A 23,556-nucleotide genomic window follows, 5' to 3' on the forward strand; every position below is an offset into this window, starting at 1 on the left:
GTGTAATCTGTTTTTTGTTGTGTTTTTACTGTTTTTTTCGTCTTTAAATCCCTTCTTTAGATATTGGTAGTGATTTTTACTGCCCCAGAGCGATATTTCTCAGTCACTACACCTCGCAACCGTTTACTATGTTAAGTTAGCATGTGTTTTTACCGCTATAATCCACTCATTTTAATGAGAACGGTAAAAAACAGAGAAAAAATGGCACTTTGGCTAGACAAGAGCGTCACTCATCATTAAAATGCGCCCAATTTGCCAAAAATTAGCTTTGAGGGCGGTTTTTGCATTGATTTAGATCGCTAGATATGAATTAATATGCAAATAATGTGACTGTTTATTCCTTGGAGGATGTTTTGATTAAGTCAGCGCTATTGGTTCTCGAAGACGGAACCCAATTTCACGGTCGGGCCATCGGGGCAGAGGGTACGGCAGTGGGGGAAGTGGTCTTCAATACGTCGATGACCGGTTATCAAGAAATCCTCACTGATCCTTCCTACTCCCGCCAGATCGTTACTCTTACTTATCCTCATATCGGCAATGTCGGCACTAATGCTTCCGACGAAGAATCCTCCGCAGTACACGCCCAAGGTCTTGTTATTCGCGACCTGCCTTTGATTGCCAGCAACTACCGTAATGAAGAAGGCTTAGCTGAGTATCTCAAGCGCCACAACATTGTTGCGATTGCTGATATCGACACGCGTAAGCTGACACGTTTGCTGCGTGAGAAAGGGGCACAAAACGGCTGCATTATTGTGGGTGATTTGTCTGATGCCACTTTAGCACTAGAAAAGGCGAAAGCATTCCCGGGCCTGAAGGGGATGGATCTGGCAAAAGAAGTGAGCACGAAAGAGCGTTATGACTGGTTGCAAGGTAGCTGGACTCTGGAAGGTGACTTACCTGCGGCAACGCCACCAGAAGATTTGCCATTCCATGTGGTGGCATACGACTACGGCGTGAAGCGCAATATTCTGCGCATGCTGGTGGATAGAGGTTGTCGCCTGACGGTAGTTCCGGCACAGACACCGGCAGAAGAGGTGCTGAAGCTGAACCCAGATGGCATTTTCTTATCCAACGGCCCAGGTGACCCAGAACCATGTGATTATGCTATCGCGGCCATTAAGCGTTTTCTGGAAACCGACATTCCGGTGTTCGGCATCTGTTTAGGCCACCAATTACTGGCGCTGGCCAGTGGTGCAAAAACGGTAAAAATGAAGTTTGGTCACCACGGTGGCAACCATCCGGTGAAAGATTTAGATGCCGATTGCGTGATGATCACCGCACAGAACCACGGTTTTGCGGTAGATGAAACCACATTGCCATCCAACCTGCGAACTACGCATGTTTCTTTATTCGATGGTTCTCTGCAAGGGATTCACCGTACTGATAAAGCCGCATTTAGCTTCCAGGGGCACCCAGAGGCCAGCCCAGGCCCGCATGATGCAGCGCCATTGTTCAATCACTTTATCGAACTGATTGAAGCTTACCGCGCAACAACTGCAAGCCGTAACAGTAGCCATACCAATAAATAATCAGGAGCGTCAAACCATGCCAAAACGTACAGATATAAAAAGCATCCTGATTCTGGGCGCTGGCCCAATCGTTATCGGCCAGGCCTGTGAGTTTGACTACTCCGGTGCCCAGGCTTGTAAGGCACTGCGTGAAGAAGGTTACCGTGTCATTCTGGTGAACTCCAACCCGGCAACCATCATGACTGACCCGGAAATGGCCGATGCCACTTATATCGAGCCAATCCACTGGGAAGTGGTACGCAAAATTATTGAAAAAGAGCGTCCAGATGCCGTTTTGCCCACTATGGGTGGCCAAACCGCACTGAACTGTGCGCTGGAGCTGGAACGCAAGGGCGTTCTGGCTGAGTTCGGTGTCACCATGATTGGTGCCACTGCCGATGCTATCGATAAAGCAGAAGACCGCCGTCGCTTTGATATCGCGATGAAGAAAATTGGTTTGGACACTGCACGTTCAGGTATCGCGCACAATATGGAAGAAGCACTGGCCGTAGCGGCTGATGTGGGCTTCCCTTGTATTATCCGCCCTTCCTTTACTATGGGTGGCACCGGCGGCGGTATCGCGTATAACCGTGAAGAGTTTGAAGAGATTTGTGAACGTGGGCTGGATTTATCGCCAACCAAAGAGCTGTTGATCGATGAGTCACTGATTGGTTGGAAAGAGTATGAGATGGAAGTTGTGCGCGACAAAAACGACAACTGCATCATCGTCTGCTCCATCGAAAACTTCGATGCGATGGGTATCCACACTGGTGACTCGATAACCGTTGCTCCAGCTCAGACTCTGACTGATAAAGAATACCAAATCATGCGTAATGCCTCGATGGCAGTGCTGCGTGAAATCGGCGTAGAAACCGGTGGCTCCAACGTGCAGTTCTCGGTTAACCCGAAAAATGGCCGTTTGATTGTTATCGAAATGAACCCACGGGTATCCCGTTCTTCCGCTCTGGCCTCTAAAGCAACCGGCTTCCCGATTGCTAAAATTGCCGCCAAGTTGGCAGTAGGTTACACGCTGGATGAGTTGATGAATGATATCACTGGTGGCCGCACGCCGGCCTCCTTTGAGCCATCTATCGACTATGTTGTGACCAAAATTCCACGTTTTAACTTCGAAAAATTTGCCGGTGCGAATGACCGTCTGACCACACAGATGAAATCGGTCGGCGAAGTGATGGCGATTGGCCGCACCTTGCAGGAATCGCTGCAAAAAGCCTTGCGCGGTCTGGAAGTTGGCGCGACCGGTTTTGACCCGAAAGTGAGTTTGGATGACCCAGAAGCACTGACTAAAATTCGCCGTGAGTTGAAAGAAGCCGGTTCTGATCGTATCTGGTATATCGCCGATGCTTTCCGTGCAGGCATGTCGGTTGATGGTGTTTTCAATCTGACTAACGTTGACCGCTGGTTCCTGGTGCAGATTGAAGAATTGGTTCGTCTGGAAGAGAGCGTGGCAGAGTGTGGTATCAATGGCCTGAATGCTGATTTTATGCGCCAGTTGAAGCGCAAAGGCTTTGCCGATGCCCGTTTGGCAAAATTGGTCGGCGCGGCGGAAAGTGAAGTGCGTAAGCTGCGTTACAAGCAGGGTTTGCATCCGGTTTACAAGCGTGTAGATACCTGTGCGGCTGAATTCTCTACCGATACCGCTTACATGTACTCAACCTACGAGGAAGAGTGTGAATCCAACCCAACCAGTGATCGTCCGAAAGTGATGGTACTGGGCGGCGGCCCGAACCGTATCGGTCAGGGTATTGAATTCGACTACTGTTGTGTACATGCGTCACTGGCGCTGCGTGAAGACGGTTACGAGACCATCATGGTGAACTGTAACCCTGAAACGGTTTCGACCGACTACGATACCTCTGATCGCCTCTATTTCGAATCTGTCACCCTGGAAGATGTGCTGGAAATTGTGCGTATTGAGAAGCCGCAAGGCGTTATCGTGCAGTACGGTGGTCAGACTCCATTGAAATTAGCACGTGAACTGGAAGCCGCCGGTGTTCCTGTTATCGGTACCAGCCCGGATGCTATCGACCGTGCAGAAGATCGTGAGCGTTTCCAACAGGCGGTAAATCGTCTGGGCTTGAAACAACCCGCGAACGCGACGGTTGCTACTATCGAACAAGCCGTAGAGAAAGCCACGGGTCTGGGTTATCCACTAGTGGTCCGCCCATCGTATGTCTTGGGTGGTCGCGCGATGGAAATCGTTTATGACGAAGTTGACTTGCGCCGCTACTTCCAAAATGCAGTGAGTGTCTCCAACGATGCACCAGTGCTGTTGGATCGTTTCCTCGATGACGCTGTTGAAGTGGATGTTGATGCCATTTGCGACGGTGAGCGCGTGTTGATCGGTGGCATTATGGAGCACATTGAGCAAGCAGGGGTGCACTCCGGTGACTCAGCCTGTTCATTGCCCGCTTACACCCTGAGTAAAGAAATTCAGGATGTGATGCGCCAACAAGTTGAAAAACTGGCGTTTGAACTCTGCGTGCGCGGTTTAATGAATGTGCAGTTTGCCGTAAAGAATAACGAAGTTTATCTGATTGAAGTTAACCCTCGAGCAGCCCGTACCGTACCATTTGTGTCTAAAGCCACCGGTATGCCACTGGCAAAAATCGCCGCACGCGTGATGGTGGGGCAGTCATTGGCAGAGCAGGGTATTCTGGAAGAAATTATTCCGCCTTATTACTCGGTAAAAGAAGTGGTATTGCCGTTTAACAAGTTCCCAGGTGTGGATCCGATTTTAGGGCCAGAAATGCGTTCTACCGGTGAAGTGATGGGGGTGGGCCGGACCTTCGCTGAAGCTTTCTCTAAAGCGATGCTGGGCAGTCAATCGGGCATGAAAAAGAGTGGCCGCGCACTGTTATCGGTTCGTGAGGGAGATAAACACCGGGTGGTTGACTTGGCTGCCAAGTTGCTCAAACAGGGCTTTGAATTGGATGCAACCCACGGTACTGCGGTGGTTCTAGGCGAGGCAGGGATAAATCCTCGCTTAGTCAACAAGGTACATGAAGGTCGTCCACACATTCAGGACCGTATCAAGAATGGCGAATATACTTATATTGTGAATACAACGGCAGGGCGTCAGGCGATTGAAGATTCTAAACTGATTCGCCGTAGTGCTTTGCAATATAAAGTGCATTACGACACCACCTTGAATGGTGGCTTCGCAACCGCAATGGCTTTGAATGCGGACCCTACCGAGCAAGTGATTTCAGTACAAGAAATGCATGCCAAGATTAAGAATATGAAAGCTTAATTTGGGCGCTAAGAAAGGGGGCGATGGAAACATCGCCCTTTTTTATGCTTACTATTTATAAAATCGCGCTTTTTACCCGCATAAACAGTATTTTTTATGCGCAGAAGTATTATTCATAAACGATAGTATTGTTCATAAACAACATTGGTGAAGATCAATGTTCGTGCGGGTTGTGGATAGTAGCTTATAGCCAGGCGTTAACAATCGGCGCAGCTAGCTTAATGCAACTTTGATACCCAGGCCGATTAACAGGCCGCCCAGTAATTTATCGACAACTTTTTGCACTTTCGCCAAACCGCGACGTACCGGCGCACTTTGAATCAGAATTACCAATAGAGGCCACCAGATAACGGCCAGTAGCCAGATGATTGAGGCGTACCACAGTTTCTCACCCACGCCGGAGTCTATCTGTAATATTTGTGTGAAAACGGCGAGAAAGAAAAGAGTCGCTTTGGGATTCAATAAATTGCAAAGATATCCCTGCAAGAATGCGGCTTTCAGCGTGACGGGATATTGTGCAGTGTTATCGATACTAAGCTTACTATCTCCTCGTGATAGCAGTGCCTGGATACCAATCCAGATCAAATAACCGGCTCCGGCATATTTCAGCAGGTTGAATAGCCATGGTGTGGTAGTGATAACAACTGCCAGGCCAGCCACGCAATAAGACATATGTGTCGCAACACCCAAAATTACGCCAAGGGCTGTCATCATGGCTGCGGGGCGGCGATAGCGGGCAGCATTTTTGATTACCAGAAAGAAATCTGGCCCGGGGGAGAGCATGCCCAAGGTAGCAAGGGTGGCAACAAATATAGAGGTTTCAAGCATAAGGATTACCGAGTGATAGTGGTGCTATCTGGCGATCATAACGCCACTTGGCTCCCTCTGCATTATTCTTATTTGTTATCTGTGGTGGTTTGGTTATCAGTAGTGATGGGATTGCAACAGATGTCTTTTACTTTTTGACGGATAGCGATGCACGAATATGAGCCTGGAAAATGTAATAAACAGTGATGTTTCGCATCAACAGCAGCGAGAGATTACGCGATTGTGCATCAAATGCGCCCTAATGCTGTTGCAGCATGGGGCTGAAAGTATGCTAGTTGAGCAGCTATCTGCACGGCTTGGTATGGCTCTGGGGATGGACAGCGTTGAGAGTTCTATCTCGGCTAACGCAATCGTGTTGACCACTATCAGCGAAGGTAACTGCCTGACATCTACCCGTAAAAATACCGATCGTGGCATCAATATGCAGGTAGTCACTGAAGTACAGCATATTGTGATTATGGCGGAGCATCGCTTATTGGATGCAAAAGATGTGGAAAAACGCTTCGAGCATATCAAACCTCTGCGTTATCCGCGCTGGCTGGTCGTTGTGATGGTGGCGCTCTCTTGTGGCTGTTTCAGTAAATTAAACGGTGGTGGTTGGGATGCGTTTTCCATTAGCTTTTTAGCCAGTGGGTTGGCGATGTTTGTTCGCCAGAGTCTGACGATTAATCATATGAATCCGCTGATTAATTTCTGTATCACTGCTTTTGTTGCCACATCCGCATCCGGTTTGTTGATGCGTTTACCGTTTTTCCAGGAAGCATCCAGCGTGGCGATGGCGGCCAGCGTACTGCTACTCGTGCCTGGGTTCCCGCTGATTAATGCGGTAGCCGATATGTTTAAGGGCCACGTTAATACCGGTTTGGCCCGTTGGGCGATGGCAAGTTTATTAACGTTATCAACCTGCATTGGGGTGATATTCGCGATGGCGTTATGGGGATTGCGGGGGTGGTAATGAATTTACTTTGGGCATTATTACAAGACATGGTGTTGGCGGCTATCCCGGCACTGGGTTTTGCTATGGTATTTAATGTGCCGGTACGGGCATTGCGTTACTGCGCATTGCTGGGAGCGGTCGGGCACGGTTCGCGTATGTTAATGATCCATTTTGGTATGAATATCGAGCTGGCTTCATTATTGGCTTCAATTATGATTGGCGTCATCGGGATTAACTGGTCACGTTGGTTGCTGGCACATCCAAAAGTTTTCACTGTCGCGGCTGTTATTCCTATGTTTCCGGGTATTTCCGCCTATACCGCAATGATATCGGTCGTTGAGATTTCTCACTTGGGTTATAGCGAAGCGTTAATGTCCACGATGGTGACCAATTTCTTGAAAGCGTCATTTATTGTTGGAGCGTTGTCGATTGGTTTATCTTTGCCAGGATTATGGTTATATCGCAAACGTCCTGGTGTATAAGACTTTTTTTCTGCTCTGTTCATGTATCAGGCTAAGAGCAATCTTATATGTGTGATTAGCCTGCTTATCGCTATCGACGCTTGATTAGGCTTTACGTATAGTGTGAGCAATTTTTCGGTACTGGCTCTTGTAGCCTACAGGGTTTAAAAATGATTATCAGCCTGATCGCTGCGTTGGCGGCGGATCGCGTTATTGGTATGGAAAACGCCATGCCATGGCACTTACCGGCTGATTTAGCGTGGTTCAAACGTAACACGTTAAATAAACCGGTAATTATGGGTCGTAAGACCTTCGAATCAATCGGTCGTCCTTTGCCGGGGCGGTTGAATATTGTTATCAGTAGCCAGCCGGGTACTGATGAGCGCGTGACCTGGGCTACGTCAATTGAAGAAGCTCTCTCTTTCGCTGGCGACGTAGAAGAAGTTATGGTGATGGGGGGGGGGCGGGTCTATAAGCAATTCTTAGCTCGCGCGAATCGTATGTATCTTACCCATATCGATGCGGAAGTAGGGGGGGACACTCATTTCCCTGACTATGAGCCGGATGAGTGGGAAAGCACATTCAGTGAGTTTCATGACGCAGATGAAGCGAACTCGCACAGCTATTGTTTTGAGATCCTTGAGCGCCGCTGATTATTGCTACCATCCCAAATAAGACCTGCCTGCCTCAAACAAGAACGGCACCAACAATAAAGGCGCATATTATGCGCCTTTATTGTTTAACATATAATTATCAGTATGTTACAGATAACTAAAGGGATCTTTTGCCGCTGCTATTTCATCAGTGTTACTTACTTCTGCTTCCACTTTGAATGCATGCTGTGTGAAATAGCGTTTATCTTCCCAGCGCAGCAGCGTTAAATCGCCGCCCCAGCAACAACCGGTATCCAAGCCATAAATACCTTCAGGAACACCTTTTCCTTCCAGCGACGCCCAGTGACCAAAAATAATTGAATAGTCAGGGGAGACCAATCTTGGCAACTCGAACCAAGGCTTGAGTGGAGCGGGGGCATTTTCTGGCGTATCTTTACAGATCATATCCAACTGCCCGTTCGGGAAACAAAAACGCATGCGGGTCAGTGCATTAGTACTAAAACGCAAGCGTGCTAGCCCGGATAGCTCTGGTGACCAGTTATTCGGCATATCGCCGTACATGGCATCGAGGAAGAGTGGATAGCTATCACTACTTAATACCGCCTCCACTTCACGTGCACACATTTGGGCGGTTTCAATATCCCATTGAGGTGTTATCCCGGCATGAGCCATGATCAATTTTAATTCATCATCAACTTGTAAGACCGGTTGGCGACGCAGCCAATTAATCAACTCATCAGCATCCGGCGCCTCAAGCAGTGGAGTAATACGATCTTTGGGTTTATTACGGCTGATACCGGCATAAACGGCCAGTAAATGCAGGTCATGGTTACCCAGAACCATACGAACAGCAGGCCCTAATGAGCGGACATAACGTAAAACATCCAGTGATGCTGGGCCACGGGCAACTAAATCACCGGTTAACCACAAAGTATCCTGCTGCGGATCAAAGCTTACCTGTGCTAATAGCGCAAGCAGCTCATCGAGGCAGCCATGAACATCGCCAATAAGATAAGTAGACATAGTTGAAAGATCAGAGTTAATGGATCAGTGCTGGGATCGCTAAGCGGAACACCGGAATTGCAGTACGGAAGGGCTGACCAAGGTGATCAACCATCTCATAATGCCCTTCCATGGTACCCAGCGGGGTTTCCAGTACAGCACCGCTGGTGTATTGAAACTCATTACCTGGCTGGATCAATGGCTGTTCGCCGATGACCCCTTCACCCTGAACTTCAGTCTGCCGGCCATTACTATTAGTGATTAACCAATAACGGCCAATCAGTTGCACATTTGAACGACCCAAATTGCGTATCGTCACGGTATAGGCGAAGACGAAACGTTCTTCATCAGGTATCGACTGGGTTTCCACATAGATACTTTGCACCTGTACACAAACGCGGGGCTGTTCAATCATAATGTGCTCCTGCTTATTCTTGCGGTGTCGATTGAGCTGAAAGCCAGTTAGCCAGCTTACAGTATTGCGCTACCGAAATATTCTCTGCCCGTAATATCGGGTCAATACCTAATTCGATTAACTGCTCTGGGGTGAATAGATCACCTAAGCTGTTACGCACGGTTTTTCTGCGCTGATTAAATGCTTGCGTGGTAATGCGGCTAAGCATACGAACGTCACCAACCGGATTCGGCATGTTGACATGCGGAATCAAGCGCACCACGGCCGAATCAACTTTTGGCGCGGGGGTAAACGCCGTTGGCGGTACTTCTAGCACCGGGATAACATTGCAATAGTATTGCGCCATCACCGTCAGTCGGCCATACGCTTTACTATTAGGTCCTGCGACCAGACGATTAACCACTTCTTTTTGCAACATGAAATGCATGTCACGAATAGCATCAGTATAGCTGAAAAGATGGAACATCAGCGGGGTGGAAATGTTGTATGGCAAGTTACCAAACACACGTAATGGCTGCCCAGCAAGCTCTGCTAACTCAGAAAAATTAACTTTCATCGCATCTTGTTGATAGATGGTTAGCTTGTCTTTCAGTTGCGGATGGCTGGCTAAACGAGCCGCCAGATCGCGATCAAGCTCGATCACCGTCATATGATCCATACGCGCAGCAACAGGTTCAGTCAATGCCCCTAAACCGGGACCTATTTCAACTACGGCTTCGCCAGGAACGGGGTGAATTGCAGAAACAATACTGTCGATGACAAACTGATCGTTTAAAAAGTTTTGTCCAAAGCGTTTGCGGGCAAAATGCCCTTGGTGGACTCTATTATTCATTGCTGTTATTTATCATTTTAATGGCTAAGTTTAATGCCGTAATGAAACTGCCAACATCGGCAGAACCGGTTGCGGCGAGTTCTAAAGCGGTACCGTGATCCACAGAAGTGCGGATAAAAGGCAAACCGAGAGTGATATTTACTGCCCGGCCAAACCCTTGATACTTCAGCACTGGCAATCCTTGATCATGATACATCGCCAGAACCGCATCTGCATGTTGTAGATATTTAGGTTGAAATAGGGTGTCTGCTGGTAGAGGGCCGATAAGATTTATACCTTGCTGACGCAGTGCATCTAGTGCAGGAATAATGGTATCGATCTCTTCATGGCCCATATGGCCACCTTCACCTGCGTGAGGATTCAGTCCGCACACATAAATCTGTGGTTGGCTAATGCCAAATTTGGTTTTCAGGTCGCTATCAAGAATCGTGATCACTTCATGCAGGCTAGCTTGGGTGATCGCGCCAGGTACGGCCAGCAGAGGTAAGTGGGTTGTCGCCAATGCCACACGTAACTCTTCAGTTGCCAGCATCATCACTACCCGTGGGCAGAGGCAGCGATCTGCAAAAAACTCGGTGTGTCCGATAAAAGGGATGCCAGCATCATTGATAATACTTTTTTGTACCGGGCCGGTGACCAATGCAGAAAATTCCCCGCTTATCGCGCCATCACAAGCCTTGGCCAATGTTTCCACAACATAGTGGCTGTTTTGGACGTCGAGTTTGCCGGGGATCACCTCTGTGGCCGTTTTTACCGGTAAGATAGTCAGTGACCCCGCTTGTTGCGCTAACGCAGGCTTGCTGGCTTGATATTCACGTAACTGCAAAGGCAGATTAAGCTGACGGGCCCGAGCAAGTAGCAAGGCCGGATCGGCACACACCACTAACTCAACAGGCCAATCCTGTTGAGCCAGAGCGACGACTAAATCTGGCCCGACCCCGGCTGGCTCACCGGGGGTAATAACAATACGATTATTGTGGTTGTGCATTACTACCATCAAGAATTTTTACATAAGCAGCAGCACGCTGCTCTTGCATCCAAGTTTGAGCTTCTTCAGCAAATTTACGGCTAAAGAGCATACGGTATGCCTTGTCTTTCTGTGCTGCATCAGTCTTGTCTACCTGACGTGTATCGACAACCTGAATTAAGTGCCAGCCGAAAGAAGAGTGAACCGGTGCACTGATCTCACCTTTTTGCAGTTTCATCAGCGCATCACGGAACGCCGGGTCATAAATATCTGGTGATGCCCAACCTAAGTCACCGCCTTGCATTGCAGAACCAGGATCCTGAGAGATCTCTTTGGCAATAGTGGCGAAGCTGGATTTACCACTCTTAATATCTGCCGCCGCTGCCGCTAACTTGGCACGAGCCTGATCGTCGGTCATTACCGGTGAAGGCTTCAGCAAGATGTGGCGGGCGTGAACTTCAGTCACGGAAACGGTCTTATCCGCACCACGGATATCATTTACTTTCAGGATGTGGAAACCGACACCAGAACGGATTGGCCCGACAACATCACCTTTGTTCGCAGTTTGTAATCTTTCAGCAAACAAAGAAGGCAGTTCCTGTAATTTGCCCCAACCCATCTGGCCGCCTTTCAGCGCCTGAGAGTCCGCCGAGTTGGCGATAGCCAATTTACCAAAATCAGCGCCGCCTTTAATGTCGGAGACTAATTTATTAGCCAGCTCTTCAGCCTGATCAACTTGCTGCTGAGAGGGATTTTCTGGCAATGGGATAAGAATGTGGCTGAGGTTCAGTTCAGCATCACCGCTGGTCTGGTTCCCAACTTGTTTGGCCAATGACTCAACTTCCTGTGGCAGGATAGTTATTCGGCGGCGTACTTCGTTGTTACGCACTTCAGAAGTCAGCATCTCTTTACGGATCTGCTCGCGGTAAGTGTCATAATTCAGGCCATCAGCAGCCAGACGACTACGCATCTGAGCGGGAGTCATGCGGTTTTGCGCAGCGATATCAGCAATGGCTTTATCCAATGCTTCATCACTGATAGTAATACCCATCTTCTTCGCCATCTGTAACTGGATATTATCCATGATCAGACGCTCAAGAATCTGATGACGTAACGTCGCATCATCAGGAACTTGTTGCCCAGACTGCTGTGCATTCAGTTTCACGGATTGTAACAGACCGTCAACGTCACTTTGCAAAACGACGCCGTTATCAACCACTGCGGCAACTTTATCAACTTCTTGTGGTGCTGCGAACGCGGTATTGGCACAGACAACCAATCCGAGAATAAGCGTTCTCCAGTTCTTCATACCTTTTCCATTTATGTAATCCGCTTTAGCGGGTTAAAATTCACTGTATTCAGTGTGTTACACAGTATCAGAATGCACTTTGATAAGGCAGAATGCCTGAGCGCAGCATTTGTGCAGTACCCAGGTTGTGGTCGCTGCTCAGACCACGTAATTCGATGTTAAAACCAATCTTGTTATCATACTTACTGGCTTCTGTTTGTGAATTCCAGCCAGTAATTTTACGTTCATAGCCCACGTTTATTGCCCAGCAGCACGTGTTGTATTGTAAGCCAACTAACTGGCTAGCGGGCTGATTGGCTTTGGTATCGTAGTAATAAGCACCGACTAGTGCCCAACGATCCGCAATCGGCCAACTGGCGGTAGCACCAATCTGAGAAATGCCTTGCTGATAACCAGGACTTTTTACATTTGGTACTGCTGCCTGAATATATTCCGGGCTGGCATAGCGGTAATTCAATTGCATCATACGCTCTGAGTCTTTTCTATACTCCATTACCGCGTTACCCAGGGTCAAACTCCCCAAGCGGGTATCATACTGCACGCCACCTTTTAGGCCCACTTGATCACTGATACGCCAGAATGTATCACCAGCCCAAACAAGGCTACCAGTATCATCACTGTTATCAATTGTTTCGCTATTACCGGTACGCGAACGGCTGAAGTAATAGATTTGACCCACAGAAGCATTAAAACGTTCAACCAGCGCATCATCATATATGCGTGAAGTTAAACCGGTAGATACCTGATTTGCAGACGCTATACGGTCCAGGCCACTATAGGTACGGTCACGGAACAGTCCCGAGTAGTCTGACTGCATCAGCGTGGTGTCGTAAATATAGATATCATCCTGATTGCGGTATGGAACATAGAGATACTGCATTCGTGGTTCGAGTGTCTGGGTGAAGCCTTCACTCCAATCCATTGGCCGATCAAATACCACTTTGCCATCAATTTTAAATTGCGGCATCACCCGGTTAATCGAGTCTTTCAGATCAGGAACCGTCGCGTCCTGCCCATTCTGGTTTTTGTAATTACCGGCAAAACCATTTGGGATATCCTGCTGATAATGGGTTGCCAGTAATTTGGCTTCGGTATTCAGGCTACCCCAACCGTTGGACAGTGGTAGGTTAATCGCCGGTTCAATATGGAAGCGGCTGGCTTCTGGGTTTTCTGGATTGACGCTGGTGAATTTGGCGGCTTGACCGTAAACATGCAGATCAAACAGGCCAATATCATTTTTATAGTAGTTCATATCCAACTGAGGTTGGGCACGGTAAGCATTATTATTACCGGCGTTAGTAAAGACTTGGAACTGTTTAGAGGACAAGGTGGCATCCCAGTTTTGATCAGCATAGCCAACGCTGAATATTTGGGTTGCATAGCCGTCAGTGGTCGATCCGTATTGCGACGTTAAATCAGTAAAGTAATCTGGGTCACTAACACGGGTATAGTTGACGTTGAAACGCCAGACTTTATCCATCACACCGGAATGGCCCCAGTAGTACAACCAGCGGGTGGCCTCTTTATCGGTACCATCGGTGCCGTGGTATAAGCGATCACTCGGTAGCCAGTCTAATGCCATGGTGCCGCTGCCCGGAGCCAGCAAGTAGCGGAACTCGTTCTGCCACTGTAACCCACGCCGTTCCATGTAGTAAGGCGTAATTGTAGCATCGAAGTTGGGCGCAATATTCCAGTAGTATGGCAGCATAAATTCGATGCCGTTATTACTGGTATATTTAGCATTAGGGATCAGGAAGCCTGAGCGGCGTTTATCACCAATCGGTAATTGCATATAAGGACTGTAGAACACCGGTACTTTGCCAATCTTAAAGCGGGCATTCCAGATTTCTGCTACTTCTTCTTCGCGGTCATGAATAACCTCAGAACCCACGACACTCCAGCTATTATCACCTGGTAGACAGGAGGTAAACGTCCCATTTTCTAATATGGTGTAACGGTTCTGACCTCGTAACTTCATTAAATCCGCATCACCACGCCCTTGACGGCCAACCATCTGATATTTGCCTTTATCCATATCAGTGTCTTTGGTATTCAAGTTTGACCAGCCTTTCGGGCCTTTCAGCTTGATTTGCGGATCGTCATAATTAACGTCGCCAGTGGCCGTGACAGTACGAACCGGGATAGCTTCACCAGGTTTTTGTACCTGCGTCAGTTCAACCTGATTCGCGGTCAGGGTGCTATTGCCCTGCTGGACAATGACATTGCCGGTGAACAAGGCATTATCGGGATAATTGGCTTCGGTTTTATCCGCATTAATACGGACCGGTAGCTGATTCGGATCACCGCTGACCAATGGCTGGTCATAGGTGGGTACACCAAGCATACATTGCTCAGCGAGGCCGGCCAGCGATTGCTGGCTATATAGTGCCGTCCATATCAATGTGGCCAGCAGTGTTGGGAATCTTTTTTTCATACGCGGTTTTGGTGTTCCGTCATCGGGGGGCATCATGCCGGCAAACGGTCTGAGACTATATTACTCATCACAGTTGCGCTAGCGTTAAATCCGGCCGTTTGCACGTCTCGTTGTTAGGCGCTGAGCTGAATGCCGAGTATGATAATGCAAATTTTGACTGACGGCATGATGAATTGAGGAGTATATGCGGTATTGGGGAAAACTGCTCGGTCTGGTATTGGGCTTAATGTCTGGTGCTGGTTTCTGGGGTGTGGTACTGGGGTTGCTTGTCGGCCATATGGTAGACAGGGTGCGAAGCACGAAGCGCCGCGGCTATTTTGCCGATCAACAAACACGACAATTAATTTTTTTCCGCGCCACTTTTCAGGTCATGGGGCATTTAACCAAGGCTAAAGGGCGGGTTACGGAAGTTGATATTCAACTCGCCAGCCAGTTGATGGATCGAATGCAATTGCACGGTGAAGCTCGAACAGCCGCACAGCAAGCGTTTCGCGAAGGGAAAGAAAGCGATTTCCCGTTGCGTGAAAGATTGCAGGAATTACGTGGTGTCTGTTTTGGGCGTTTCGATTTAATTCGGATGTTTCTGGAAATTCAATTACAGGCCGCATTTGCTGATGGATCTTTGCATCCTAACGAGCGGCAAGTGTTGTATGTCATTGCTGAAGAGTTAGGGATTTCGCGCGGCCAGTTTGATCAGTTCTTGAGCATGATTGAAGGCGGCCGTCAATTTGGTGGTCACGGCGGTTGGCAGGGCCAGCAGGGTGGATATTCTCAGGGGGGCTATCAGCAAGCCTCGAATGGCCCGACCTTAGAGGATGCCTGCAAAGTGCTGGGTATTAGCAATACTGACGACAGTGTGACCATCAAGCGTGCTTACCGTAAGTTAATGGGGGAGCATCATCCAGATAAGTTGGTGGCAAAAGGTCTGCCACCTGAAATGATGGAGATGGCGAAGCAAAAAGCCCAAGAGATTCAAGCTGCGTATGATTTGATTAAGCGCGAGAAGGGATTTAAATAGGTTTTGTTTCAACAGTGCCCACCTCAGATCGGCGTTAATGCGCCGTTCTGAGGTAATTTCGGGCCAATATTCTTACGACAAAAATTAAAATTCCGCCTCACATTTAAAATGCATCGCCGTTCCAAACTCAGGGTGAGTAATACACAGCTCCTGCGCATGTAACTGCAAGCGGGATGCCATCGCTTTGGCCTCTGGATGGGCGTAGAAGCCATCACCAAGGATTGGGTGACCCATCGCCAGCATATGGACCCGTAATTGGTGTGAGCGCCCTGTGATGGGCGATAACTTCACTCGTGTGCTGCCATCAGTATCGCGTGACAGCACCAGATACTCAGTTTGTGCAGATTTACCGGTTTCATAACAGACTTTCTGCTTTGGCCGGTTTGGCCAGTCACAGATTAACGGCAGATCTATCAGCCCTTCATCTTCGGCCAGATGCCCCCAGACGCGGGCAATATAAGACTTTTTCGGTTCACGTTCGCGAAATTGGCGCTTAAGCTCGCGCTCAGCCGCTTTGGTCAGTGCCACGATAATTACGCCACTGGTGGCCATATCTAGCCGATGAACGGACTCTGCCGCCGGAAATTCAGCCTGAATACGAGTCATCACACTGTCTTTATTCTCCGGTGCGCGACCGGGCACAGAAAGTAACCCACTAGGTTTGTTGACCACCATGATGTGCTCATCCTGATACAGGATGTGCAGCCAAGGGTCGCGTGGGGGATTATAGGGTTCCATTAGTGCTCCATTTATACCCTGCATCGTTCAAGTCACAGGTGTGTTGGCTGCTCTCGTTAACCCGAATCATTTGACTGTATAAGCTCATCAGGATTAATGCGCCTCATCCTTGAGGCTAGCATAAATGCTATTCAAATCGGTTCCCAACCGATTTGTCGCTGCTTGGTCGCCTGCCTGCATCTTGAAATCTATGGGGTATATTGCAGAAACAGATGATTACTCAGGGTTACTGATGTGTGACCACCACCAGGCGAATAGCATCTAAACGCCAGCCCGCTTGATTGAGGTTTTCCAGTACCATTTTACGGTTATGCTCTAGTGCTTCTATTTCGTCATCACGAATATTCGGGTTAACCGCTTTCAGGGCTTCCAAACGCGCCAGTTCGGTACTCAGCTTATCATCTGCTTCGTGCTTGGCCGATTCAATCAACAGTTGTGCCTGCTCTTCAACCAGTGCTTCTGCTTGTTGCAACATGGCGTGGACTTCTTGTTGCACAGCGTTGACCAGCTTACTGGAGGTGTGACGGTTTACCGCATTCAACTGACGGTTAAAGGTTTCAAATTCAACTTGTGCCGCCAGATTGGTGCCGTTTCGGTCCATCAGCATCCGCACTGGGGTGGGTGGCAAGAAACGGGTTAATTGCAAGTGTTTCGGCGCTTGAGCTTCTACCACATAAACCAATTCAGCCAACAGTGTTCCTACCGGTAATGCTTTGTTTTTCAATAAAGAAACTGCACAGCTTCCGGTATCGCCGGACAAGATCAAATCCAAACCATTACGGATGATCGGGTGCTCCCAACTCACAAACTGGGCATCTTCCCGCGATAACGCCTGTTCACGATCGAATGTCACGGTACAGCCGTCTTGCGGCAGCCCAGGGAAGTCCGGTACCAGCATATGATCAGAGGGGGTCAGTACGATCAGGTTGTCACTGCGATCTTCTTGGTTAATCCCGACAATATCGAACAGGTTAAGTGCGAAACTAACCAAATTAACGTCATTATCTTGATCTGCAATGATCTGCGCCAGTTGTTGACCATGCTCGCCACCGTTGGAATGCATCTCCAGTAGCCGATCACGACCTTGCTCCAGTTGCAGTTTCAGCTCTTCGTGCTGTTGACGGCAGGCGTGAATAAATTCATCCAACCCTTCTTGTTCACTTGGCGTTGCCAGATAGCCGATCAGTTCTTGATAGCCACTGTCATAAATGGTGCGCCCGGTCGGGCAGGTGTGCTCGAAAGCATCCAAACCTTCATGATACCAACGCACCAATATCGCCTGCGCAGTATGTTCCAGATAAGGCACCATAATCTGGATTTCGCGGTTTTGACCGATACGGTCCAGACGGCCAATACGTTGTTCCAGCAAGTCCGGGTTAAACGGCAGGTCGAACATCACCAACTGGCAGGCAAACTGGAAATTACGGCCTTCTGAACCTATCTCAGAACACAGTAATACCTGAGCCCCATCTTCTTCAGAGGCAAAATAGGCCGCAGCGCGGTCACGCTCTATCAGTGATAAACCTTCATGGAACACGGCAGCACGAATAGCTTCACGCTCACGTAGCACCTGTTCAAGTTGTAAGGCAGTGGCTGCCTGGGCACAGATAACCAACACTTTCTCATTACGGTTAGCAATCAGATAGTTAAGTAACCACTCTACCCGTGGGTCAAAGTTCCACCAGGTGGCATTTTCCCCTTCAAACTCCTGATAGATTTGTTCCGGGTAAAGCATATCTTTGGCGCGCGCTTCCAACGTTTTTTTGGCACCCATGATGCCTGATACTTTAATCGCCGTCTGATATTGGGTTGGCAATGGCAGTTTGATTTGATGCAGGACGCGGTGCGGGAAGCCTTTCACCCCATTACGGGTATTACGGAACAAGATCCGGCTGGTACCATGTCTGTCCATCAGCATTGTTACCAACTCTTGGCGAGCGGCTTCGCTATCTGCACTTTGGCTGTTGGCCGCTTTCAGCAAGGGCTCAATATCCTGCTCATCAATGAGTTCGCCCAACAGATTCAGTTTATCGTCAGTTAAGCGCTCACCACCCAGCAGCAGCGTCACAGCATCTGCAATCGGACGATACTTCTGCTGTTCATTGACGAACTCTTCGTAATCGTGGAAGCGATCGGGATCCAGCAAACGCAGACGAGCAAAATGGCTCTGCTGGCCCAATTGCTCTGGTGTTGCGGTCAACAGCAGCACACCTGGGATATTCTCAGCCAATTGTTCAATGACTTGATATTCACGACTTGGGGCTTCTTCGCTCCAGGCCAGATGGTGCGCCTCATCCACCACCAACAGATCCCAAGACGCATCTGCCAGTTGTTCCAGCCGTTGCTTATTGCGGCGCACAAAATCCAGTGAACAGATAACCATCTGCTCGGTTTCAAACGGATTGGTGCTGTCGAGCAGGGCTTCGGAGTAGCGGCTGTCATCAAACAGTGAGAAGCGCAAATTGAAGCGGCGCAACATTTCCACCAACCACTGATGTTGTAGGCTTTCTGGCACTACAATCAGGATACGTTCAGCACGGCCTGATAACAGCTGTTGGTGAATGATCATCCCGGCTTCGATGGTTTTACCTAAACCTACTTCATCGGCCAATAATACCCTTGGTGCATGGCGCTGACCCACTTCATAGGCGATATGTAATTGGTGTGGGATCAGGCTGGCACGGATACCGCGTAACCCACTCCATGGCAGACGGAACTGCTCACTTTGATATTTACGAGCACGAAAACGCAGGGCAAAGCGATCCATACGATCGATCTGACCGGCAAATAGCCGATCCTGCGGTTTGCTAAACGTCAGTTTGCTATCGAGCAACACTTCACGCATTGAGACGCCGGTTTCCTCAGTATCCAAACGGGTCCCAATATAAGTAATCAGCCCATTTTCATGAGTCACTTCTTCCACTTTTAGCTGCCAGCCTTCGTGGTTGGTGATGGTATCGCCCGGATTGAACATGACGCGGGTGATTGGCGAATCATTTCTAGCGTAAAGGCGGTTTTCACCGGTTGCGGGAAACAGTAAGGTAATCATGCGTACGTCGATGGCAACGACAGTACCCAATCCAAGTTCGCTTTCTGTGTCGCTGATCCAGCGTTGACCAAGTGTAAAAGGCATAAATTATCGGCTCGATTTTTTGTTGGACAGTTAAGGAAATGCTTTTTAAATTATCTGGTTATAAATAATTAGTGGCAGCCAAATATCATAAAACCACTGGCAATAGTCTACCCTCCGCGCAGGCGATGCGGCCTGAGAGTCTGTCTGAAAATGTGGCATCTACAGGCAGCACCCAATAAGAAGGAGTATTACGGCTAGCGGTTATGTAATGTGATTAATGCGAATTTTGGCAAGGGCGCTATGGTAATGGAAGCGGAGCGTTTCGTCACCTGTAAAATACCCGTCATACTTCAAGCTGCATGTGCGTTGGCGGCCGCAGTTTACCCCAGTCACTTACTGCTCTTGATCTTAAAATTAATAAGCTCTTGGGATTATGAGCCTCATCAGAGGCTCACCCTACGGGCCAGAGCAAGCGCTGTTAAAATGGTTTACCACCAATTTGTCGCTCATTTGCCGTCTTCCTGCACTCGAATTATCTAGGGTATAAGTATCAGAATAGCCCCATCTGGCCTGTTATTAAGGTGGTGAAGTCATCGTGCATAAAAGGAAGTATAGCGTCTGCTACCGGTTGCAACTGTCGTGTCAGGTAGTGATCGTAGTCGATAGGGGATTGCCGAATCTCAAGGGGTTCGGGGCCAGCGGTGGTCATGACATAGCTTATCCAGCCCCCATTTTGATATTGCAGCGGGCGACCGAGCTTGCGGTTAAACTCATCCGCCAAGCGTGCCGCTCTGGCGTGAGGTGGCACATTACGCTGATAGTCATCCAGCCGTCGGCGTAGACGTTTGCGGTAAACTAGCTGTTCATCTAATTCGCCATTCAGGGTTCGCGCTACGTAATCCCGCAGATAATCCTGATAGGGTTGCCGCTGAAAAATGCGCAGATACAATTCTCGCTGAAATTGCTGTGCCAGTGGTGTCCAGTCAGTGCGCACGGTTTCCAACCCTTTGTACACCATCTGATCACCCTCGGGCGTAGAAATCAGCCCGGCATAGCGTTTTTTACTGCCTTGCTCGGCACCCCGGATGGTAGGCATCAGAAAACGTCGATAGTGAGTTTCAAATTCCAGTTCCAGGGCGCAGGGTAGATTAAAGGTTTGTTGTATATGATCTTTCCACCATAGATTGACCTGGCGTACCAACTCTTTACCTATCTGTGATGCCTGCTCTTCACTGTGAGCATTTTTCAGCCAGACGAAGGTTGAATCGGTATCACCATAAATCACCTGATAGCCCTGTGCTTCAATGAGCTCGCGGGTCTGGCGCATGATGTCATGGCCGCGCAAGGTGATAGACGATGCCAGTCTGGGATCGAAAAAGCGGCAGCCGCTGGAACCCAATACGCCATAAAAGGCGTTCATAATGATCTTCAGTGCTTGTGATAACGGTTTGTTTTTCTGACGTTTAGCCTCTTCCCGGCCCTGCCAGATTTGGTTAACGATGGCGGGCAAACAGTGTTTCTCGCGCGAGAACCAGGCACCGCGAAATCCCGGCACTGAGTGCTGTTCATCAGGCTGAGCCATACCTGCCACTAACCCGACCGGATCGATTAAAAAGGTGCGAATAATCGACGGATACAGGCTTTTATAGTCAAGCACCAATACCGAGTCATACAAGCCGGGTTGGGAGTCCATCACAAAACCACCGGGGCTGTGCTCTTCTGGCAACTCTCCTAAATTGGGGGCGACATAGCCGATGCGGTGCATCCGTGGCAGGTAAAGATGGGTGAACGCTGCCACGGAGCCACCGCTACGATCCGCGGCTAACCCCGTCACCGTGGCACGTTCCAACAGGAAGCTGAGCAGCTCGGTCTTGGCAAAAATCCGTGTCACCAGCTCGCAATCTTTCAGGTTATAGCGCGCCAGTGCCGGTTTGTCATGGGCGAAACGTTGATTGATTTCATCCATTCGTTGATAAGGGCTGTCGCTGGCTTTGCCTTCGCCCAGCAGGGTTTGCGAAACAGATTCCAGACTAAATGACGGGAAATTCCAGGTGGCGGATTTTAGCGCCTCAATCCCGTCGATAATCAATCGACCGGCTGCCGAGGCAAAAAAGTGCCCTTGTTTAAAGCCGTGTTCACGCCATTCCAGCAGGTTGCCACCACGGCCAAAGCGCAGTGGGATCTGATAGCGGTCAGCGTGTTTTTGCAGAACACGTAAGTCGAACTGCACCAGATTCCAGCCGATAATGGCATCGGGATCATGCACTGCCAGCCACTGGTTTAGTTTTTCCAACAACTGTGGGCGGCTGGCGACGTATTCCAGATTGAAATCCAGCGCCGCACTTTCAACCGTATCACCGTTAGGTGGCCCCAACATGTAAACCTGACGCTGGCCGCATCCTTCCAGCCCAATACAGTACAGCTCGCCATGTTCACTGGTTTCGATATCCAGCGACAGCAGTTTCAGTGTCGGACGATAATCCTCGGCCGGTTTCATTTGGGTATTAAGCAGCGGGCCATGGTTATTGTCATCACCGCTGAACCACACCGGCGCGGTAATAAATCGTTCCATCAGAAACCGTTCTGGTGGGCGAATATCACCTTCATAGACATTTACACCACTTTCGCGCAGCAGTTTCTCCAAACGAATTAATTGACGATGTTGGCTGCAATACAGGCCCAGCACCGGGCGCTGATGGAAATCGGTCAGTTCAAGTGGGCGCAACTGCCAGCGGCGTTCATCACGCAGCACGGTTTCAGCCCGTTGCCGTTGTTCGGCCGGGATAAATGCCACCGAGGGTTGCGGCGGCAGCCTGACTTGCTGCGGCCCTTCATCGGTAGCTAACCAGAATTCAACTTCGGTGCCTGCCTGCGTGTCGCGCCAATGGCGAGTGAGCAGGAAGCCCTGACGATGTTGCGCCACAATGCTAACCTTTATAGGTAATGTACAGGCTATTTTATTTGTCATTTTGAACTTGGGCAGTGCTCGATATCCTCACGTACTACGTGTACGCTCCGGTTTCTCCGCGCTGTCCCCATCCAAACTGACGGCAACAATTACGCCTGAGAGTTTATGCTATCTTAGTATGGTTATTTATACAGTATTTGTCTATTTTAATGATGATTTCCATTCGCTCCATGTATACCCAAAGTCATTGGAGTTGCAGGTAGGCAGCAAGTGGTCTAATCCCGATGAGTCTATTCATTTTAAGGTCAACGGCCAGTAAGTGATTTGGGTGAGTAAGCGCAGCTAACAACCCTGCGGCTTCAAGGACGAAGGGGAAATTTGTTGATTGACTCATTTCACGACACACCGGACAATCCTCCGCCCTGAACCTTGGGTGTTAACCAACGGACAACTCTATGGAAGCCTATTTATTACATTTATTGACGCAATCTCTGGCTTTCACGCTATTTATCGTCATGTTCGTTACTTTTCTCGAATCATTAGCACTGGTGGGGATGTTGCTTCCCGGCACGGTAATGATGACCAGTGTGGGGGCGTTGATTGGCAGTGGTGAAGTCGGTTTTTACTCGGCCTGGGCTGCTGCAACTGTCGGCTGCCTACTGGGGGATTGGATCTCGTATTTTATCGGTCGGCGCTTTAAAGAACCGTTGCACCGCTGGTCCTTCCTGAAAAAGCATAAGTCGATGCTGGATAAAACTGAGCATGCGCTGCATAACCACAGTATGGCAACAGTCCTACTGGGGCGCTTTATCGGCCCGGCACGGCCTATTGTCCCGATGGTTGCTGGCATGCTCAACCTGCCACCGGCAAAATTTGCCTTGCCCAACGTGATTGGCTGCCTGACCTGGCCACCGCTCTACTTTTTCCCAGGCATACTGGCAGGTGTTGCTATTGATATCCCACCGAGCGCCAATAGCTATATGTTTAAGTGGTTGCTATTTGTGGTGGTGATGCTGATTTGGTTGGCACTGTGGCTATCATGGCGCTGGTGGCGGTTTGGCAAACGTAGCCCCGACCGCCTGAGCCAATGGTTACCACTGGCTCGCCTGCGCTGGGTGACGGTGCTGGCTATGGTGGCAGCGATTGCCAGCTTTGCCTGGCTGCATATGCAGCCCATTATGCCGATTTATCGTCATCTGTTGTGGAAGGTTCTCGCTGGGTAATCCCCTTGGGTATACAAG

At 49.2% G+C, this 23,556-nt stretch carries 17 protein-coding genes; 7 read left to right on the forward strand and 10 right to left on the reverse strand.

The genetic code is table 11. The annotated features are described in order from the left end of the window. The first annotated feature begins 353 nt into the window (after positions 1 to 353). Positions 354 to 1,529, forward strand: a complete 1,176-nt coding sequence (carA, locus tag V1952_RS04960; protein WP_420072208.1) for a glutamine-hydrolyzing carbamoyl-phosphate synthase small subunit — start codon at positions 354 to 356, stop codon at positions 1,527 to 1,529. Positions 1,530 to 1,545: 16 nt separating this feature from the next. Next, positions 1,546 to 4,779 (forward strand): carbamoyl-phosphate synthase large subunit, encoded by a 3,234-nt coding sequence (gene carB, locus V1952_RS04965; RefSeq protein ID WP_005192981.1) that lies wholly within the window; start codon positions 1,546 to 1,548, stop codon positions 4,777 to 4,779. 213 nt (positions 4,780 to 4,992) lie between these two features. Here carB and V1952_RS04970 read toward each other — a convergent pair whose 3' ends face one another. Next, positions 4,993 to 5,607: a LysE family transporter gene (locus V1952_RS04970; protein WP_372557980.1), complete on the reverse strand. Its 615-nt coding sequence runs from the start codon at positions 5,605 to 5,607 to the stop codon at positions 4,993 to 4,995. Positions 5,608 to 5,764: 157 nt separating this feature from the next. Between V1952_RS04970 and V1952_RS04975 the strand changes: the two genes are divergently transcribed. The 3 genes from V1952_RS04975 to folA all read left to right on the forward strand — a co-directional run bounded on the left by V1952_RS04975 (position 5,765) and on the right by folA (position 7,658). Beyond that, positions 5,765 to 6,562, forward strand: a complete 798-nt coding sequence (locus tag V1952_RS04975; protein WP_083160598.1) for a threonine/serine ThrE exporter family protein — start codon at positions 5,765 to 5,767, stop codon at positions 6,560 to 6,562. Continuing rightward, a complete protein-coding gene (locus tag V1952_RS04980; RefSeq protein WP_193784728.1) occupies positions 6,562 to 7,026 on the forward strand; it encodes a threonine/serine exporter in 465 nt (154 codons plus the stop codon). Before V1952_RS04975 ends, V1952_RS04980 begins: the two co-directional genes overlap by 1 nt. Positions 7,027 to 7,175: 149 nt before the next feature. Next, a complete protein-coding gene (folA, locus tag V1952_RS04985) occupies positions 7,176 to 7,658 on the forward strand; it encodes a type 3 dihydrofolate reductase (protein WP_083160596.1) in 483 nt (160 codons plus the stop codon). A gap of 108 nt (positions 7,659 to 7,766) precedes the next feature. On the opposite strand, the gene apaH is transcribed toward folA, so the two are convergent. From apaH to lptD, 6 genes are all read right to left on the reverse strand, one after another. Beyond that, positions 7,767 to 8,642 (reverse strand): bis(5'-nucleosyl)-tetraphosphatase (symmetrical) ApaH, encoded by an 876-nt coding sequence (gene apaH, locus V1952_RS04990; RefSeq protein ID WP_083160594.1) that lies wholly within the window; start codon positions 8,640 to 8,642, stop codon positions 7,767 to 7,769. A gap of 16 nt (positions 8,643 to 8,658) precedes the next feature. Next, positions 8,659 to 9,036, reverse strand: coding sequence for a Co2+/Mg2+ efflux protein ApaG (apaG, locus tag V1952_RS04995; RefSeq protein WP_083160592.1), 378 nt, complete (start codon positions 9,034 to 9,036; stop codon positions 8,659 to 8,661). A 13-nt stretch (positions 9,037 to 9,049) separates the two neighbouring features. After that, positions 9,050 to 9,868 carry a 16S rRNA (adenine(1518)-N(6)/adenine(1519)-N(6))-dimethyltransferase RsmA gene (gene rsmA, locus V1952_RS05000; protein WP_420074402.1) on the reverse strand — a complete coding sequence of 273 codons (819 nt, stop codon included), beginning with the start codon at positions 9,866 to 9,868 and terminating at the stop codon, positions 9,050 to 9,052. Further along, positions 9,861 to 10,856, reverse strand: a complete 996-nt coding sequence (gene pdxA / locus V1952_RS05005) for a 4-hydroxythreonine-4-phosphate dehydrogenase PdxA (protein WP_420074403.1) — start codon at positions 10,854 to 10,856, stop codon at positions 9,861 to 9,863. Before pdxA ends, rsmA begins: the two co-directional genes overlap by 8 nt. Continuing rightward, positions 10,840 to 12,144, reverse strand: coding sequence for a peptidylprolyl isomerase SurA (surA, locus tag V1952_RS05010; protein ID WP_372557983.1), 1,305 nt, complete (start codon positions 12,142 to 12,144; stop codon positions 10,840 to 10,842). The genes pdxA and surA overlap by 17 nt, the downstream gene beginning before the upstream one ends. A 67-nt stretch (positions 12,145 to 12,211) precedes the next feature. After that, positions 12,212 to 14,578 carry an LPS assembly protein LptD gene (gene lptD, locus V1952_RS05015; RefSeq protein WP_420074404.1) on the reverse strand — a complete coding sequence of 789 codons (2,367 nt, stop codon included), beginning with the start codon at positions 14,576 to 14,578 and terminating at the stop codon, positions 12,212 to 12,214. Positions 14,579 to 14,762: 184 nt separating this feature from the next. Here lptD and djlA point away from each other — a divergent pair, with 184 nt between their 5' ends. Further along, positions 14,763 to 15,596, forward strand: a complete 834-nt coding sequence (gene djlA, locus V1952_RS05020) for a co-chaperone DjlA (protein ID WP_083160582.1) — start codon at positions 14,763 to 14,765, stop codon at positions 15,594 to 15,596. 84 nt (positions 15,597 to 15,680) lie between these two features. On the opposite strand, the gene rluA is transcribed toward djlA, so the two are convergent. The 3 genes from rluA to V1952_RS05035 form a co-directional block, all read right to left on the reverse strand. Next, entirely contained in the window at positions 15,681 to 16,334 is a 654-nt protein-coding gene (gene rluA / locus V1952_RS05025; RefSeq protein ID WP_372557985.1) for a bifunctional tRNA pseudouridine(32) synthase/23S rRNA pseudouridine(746) synthase RluA, read from the reverse strand. Positions 16,335 to 16,560: 226 nt separating this feature from the next. Beyond that, positions 16,561 to 19,467 (reverse strand): RNA polymerase-associated protein RapA, encoded by a 2,907-nt coding sequence (gene rapA / locus V1952_RS05030; protein ID WP_420074405.1) that lies wholly within the window; start codon positions 19,465 to 19,467, stop codon positions 16,561 to 16,563. A 490-nt stretch (positions 19,468 to 19,957) separates the two neighbouring features. Then, positions 19,958 to 22,330: a DNA polymerase II gene (locus V1952_RS05035; RefSeq protein ID WP_420074406.1), complete on the reverse strand. Its 2,373-nt coding sequence runs from the start codon at positions 22,328 to 22,330 to the stop codon at positions 19,958 to 19,960. Between the two features lie 440 nt (positions 22,331 to 22,770). Here V1952_RS05035 and V1952_RS05040 point away from each other — a divergent pair, with 440 nt between their 5' ends. Beyond that, complete coding sequence (locus V1952_RS05040; protein ID WP_083160572.1) at positions 22,771 to 23,538, forward strand: DedA family protein; 768 nt, start codon at positions 22,771 to 22,773, stop codon at positions 23,536 to 23,538. Positions 23,539 to 23,556 lie beyond the last annotated feature (18 nt).

Origin of the sequence: Yersinia sp. 2542 StPb PI (genome assembly GCF_048593855.1) — a bacterium.
Taxonomy (GTDB): Bacteria; Pseudomonadota; Gammaproteobacteria; order Enterobacterales; family Enterobacteriaceae; genus Yersinia; species Yersinia enterocolitica_E.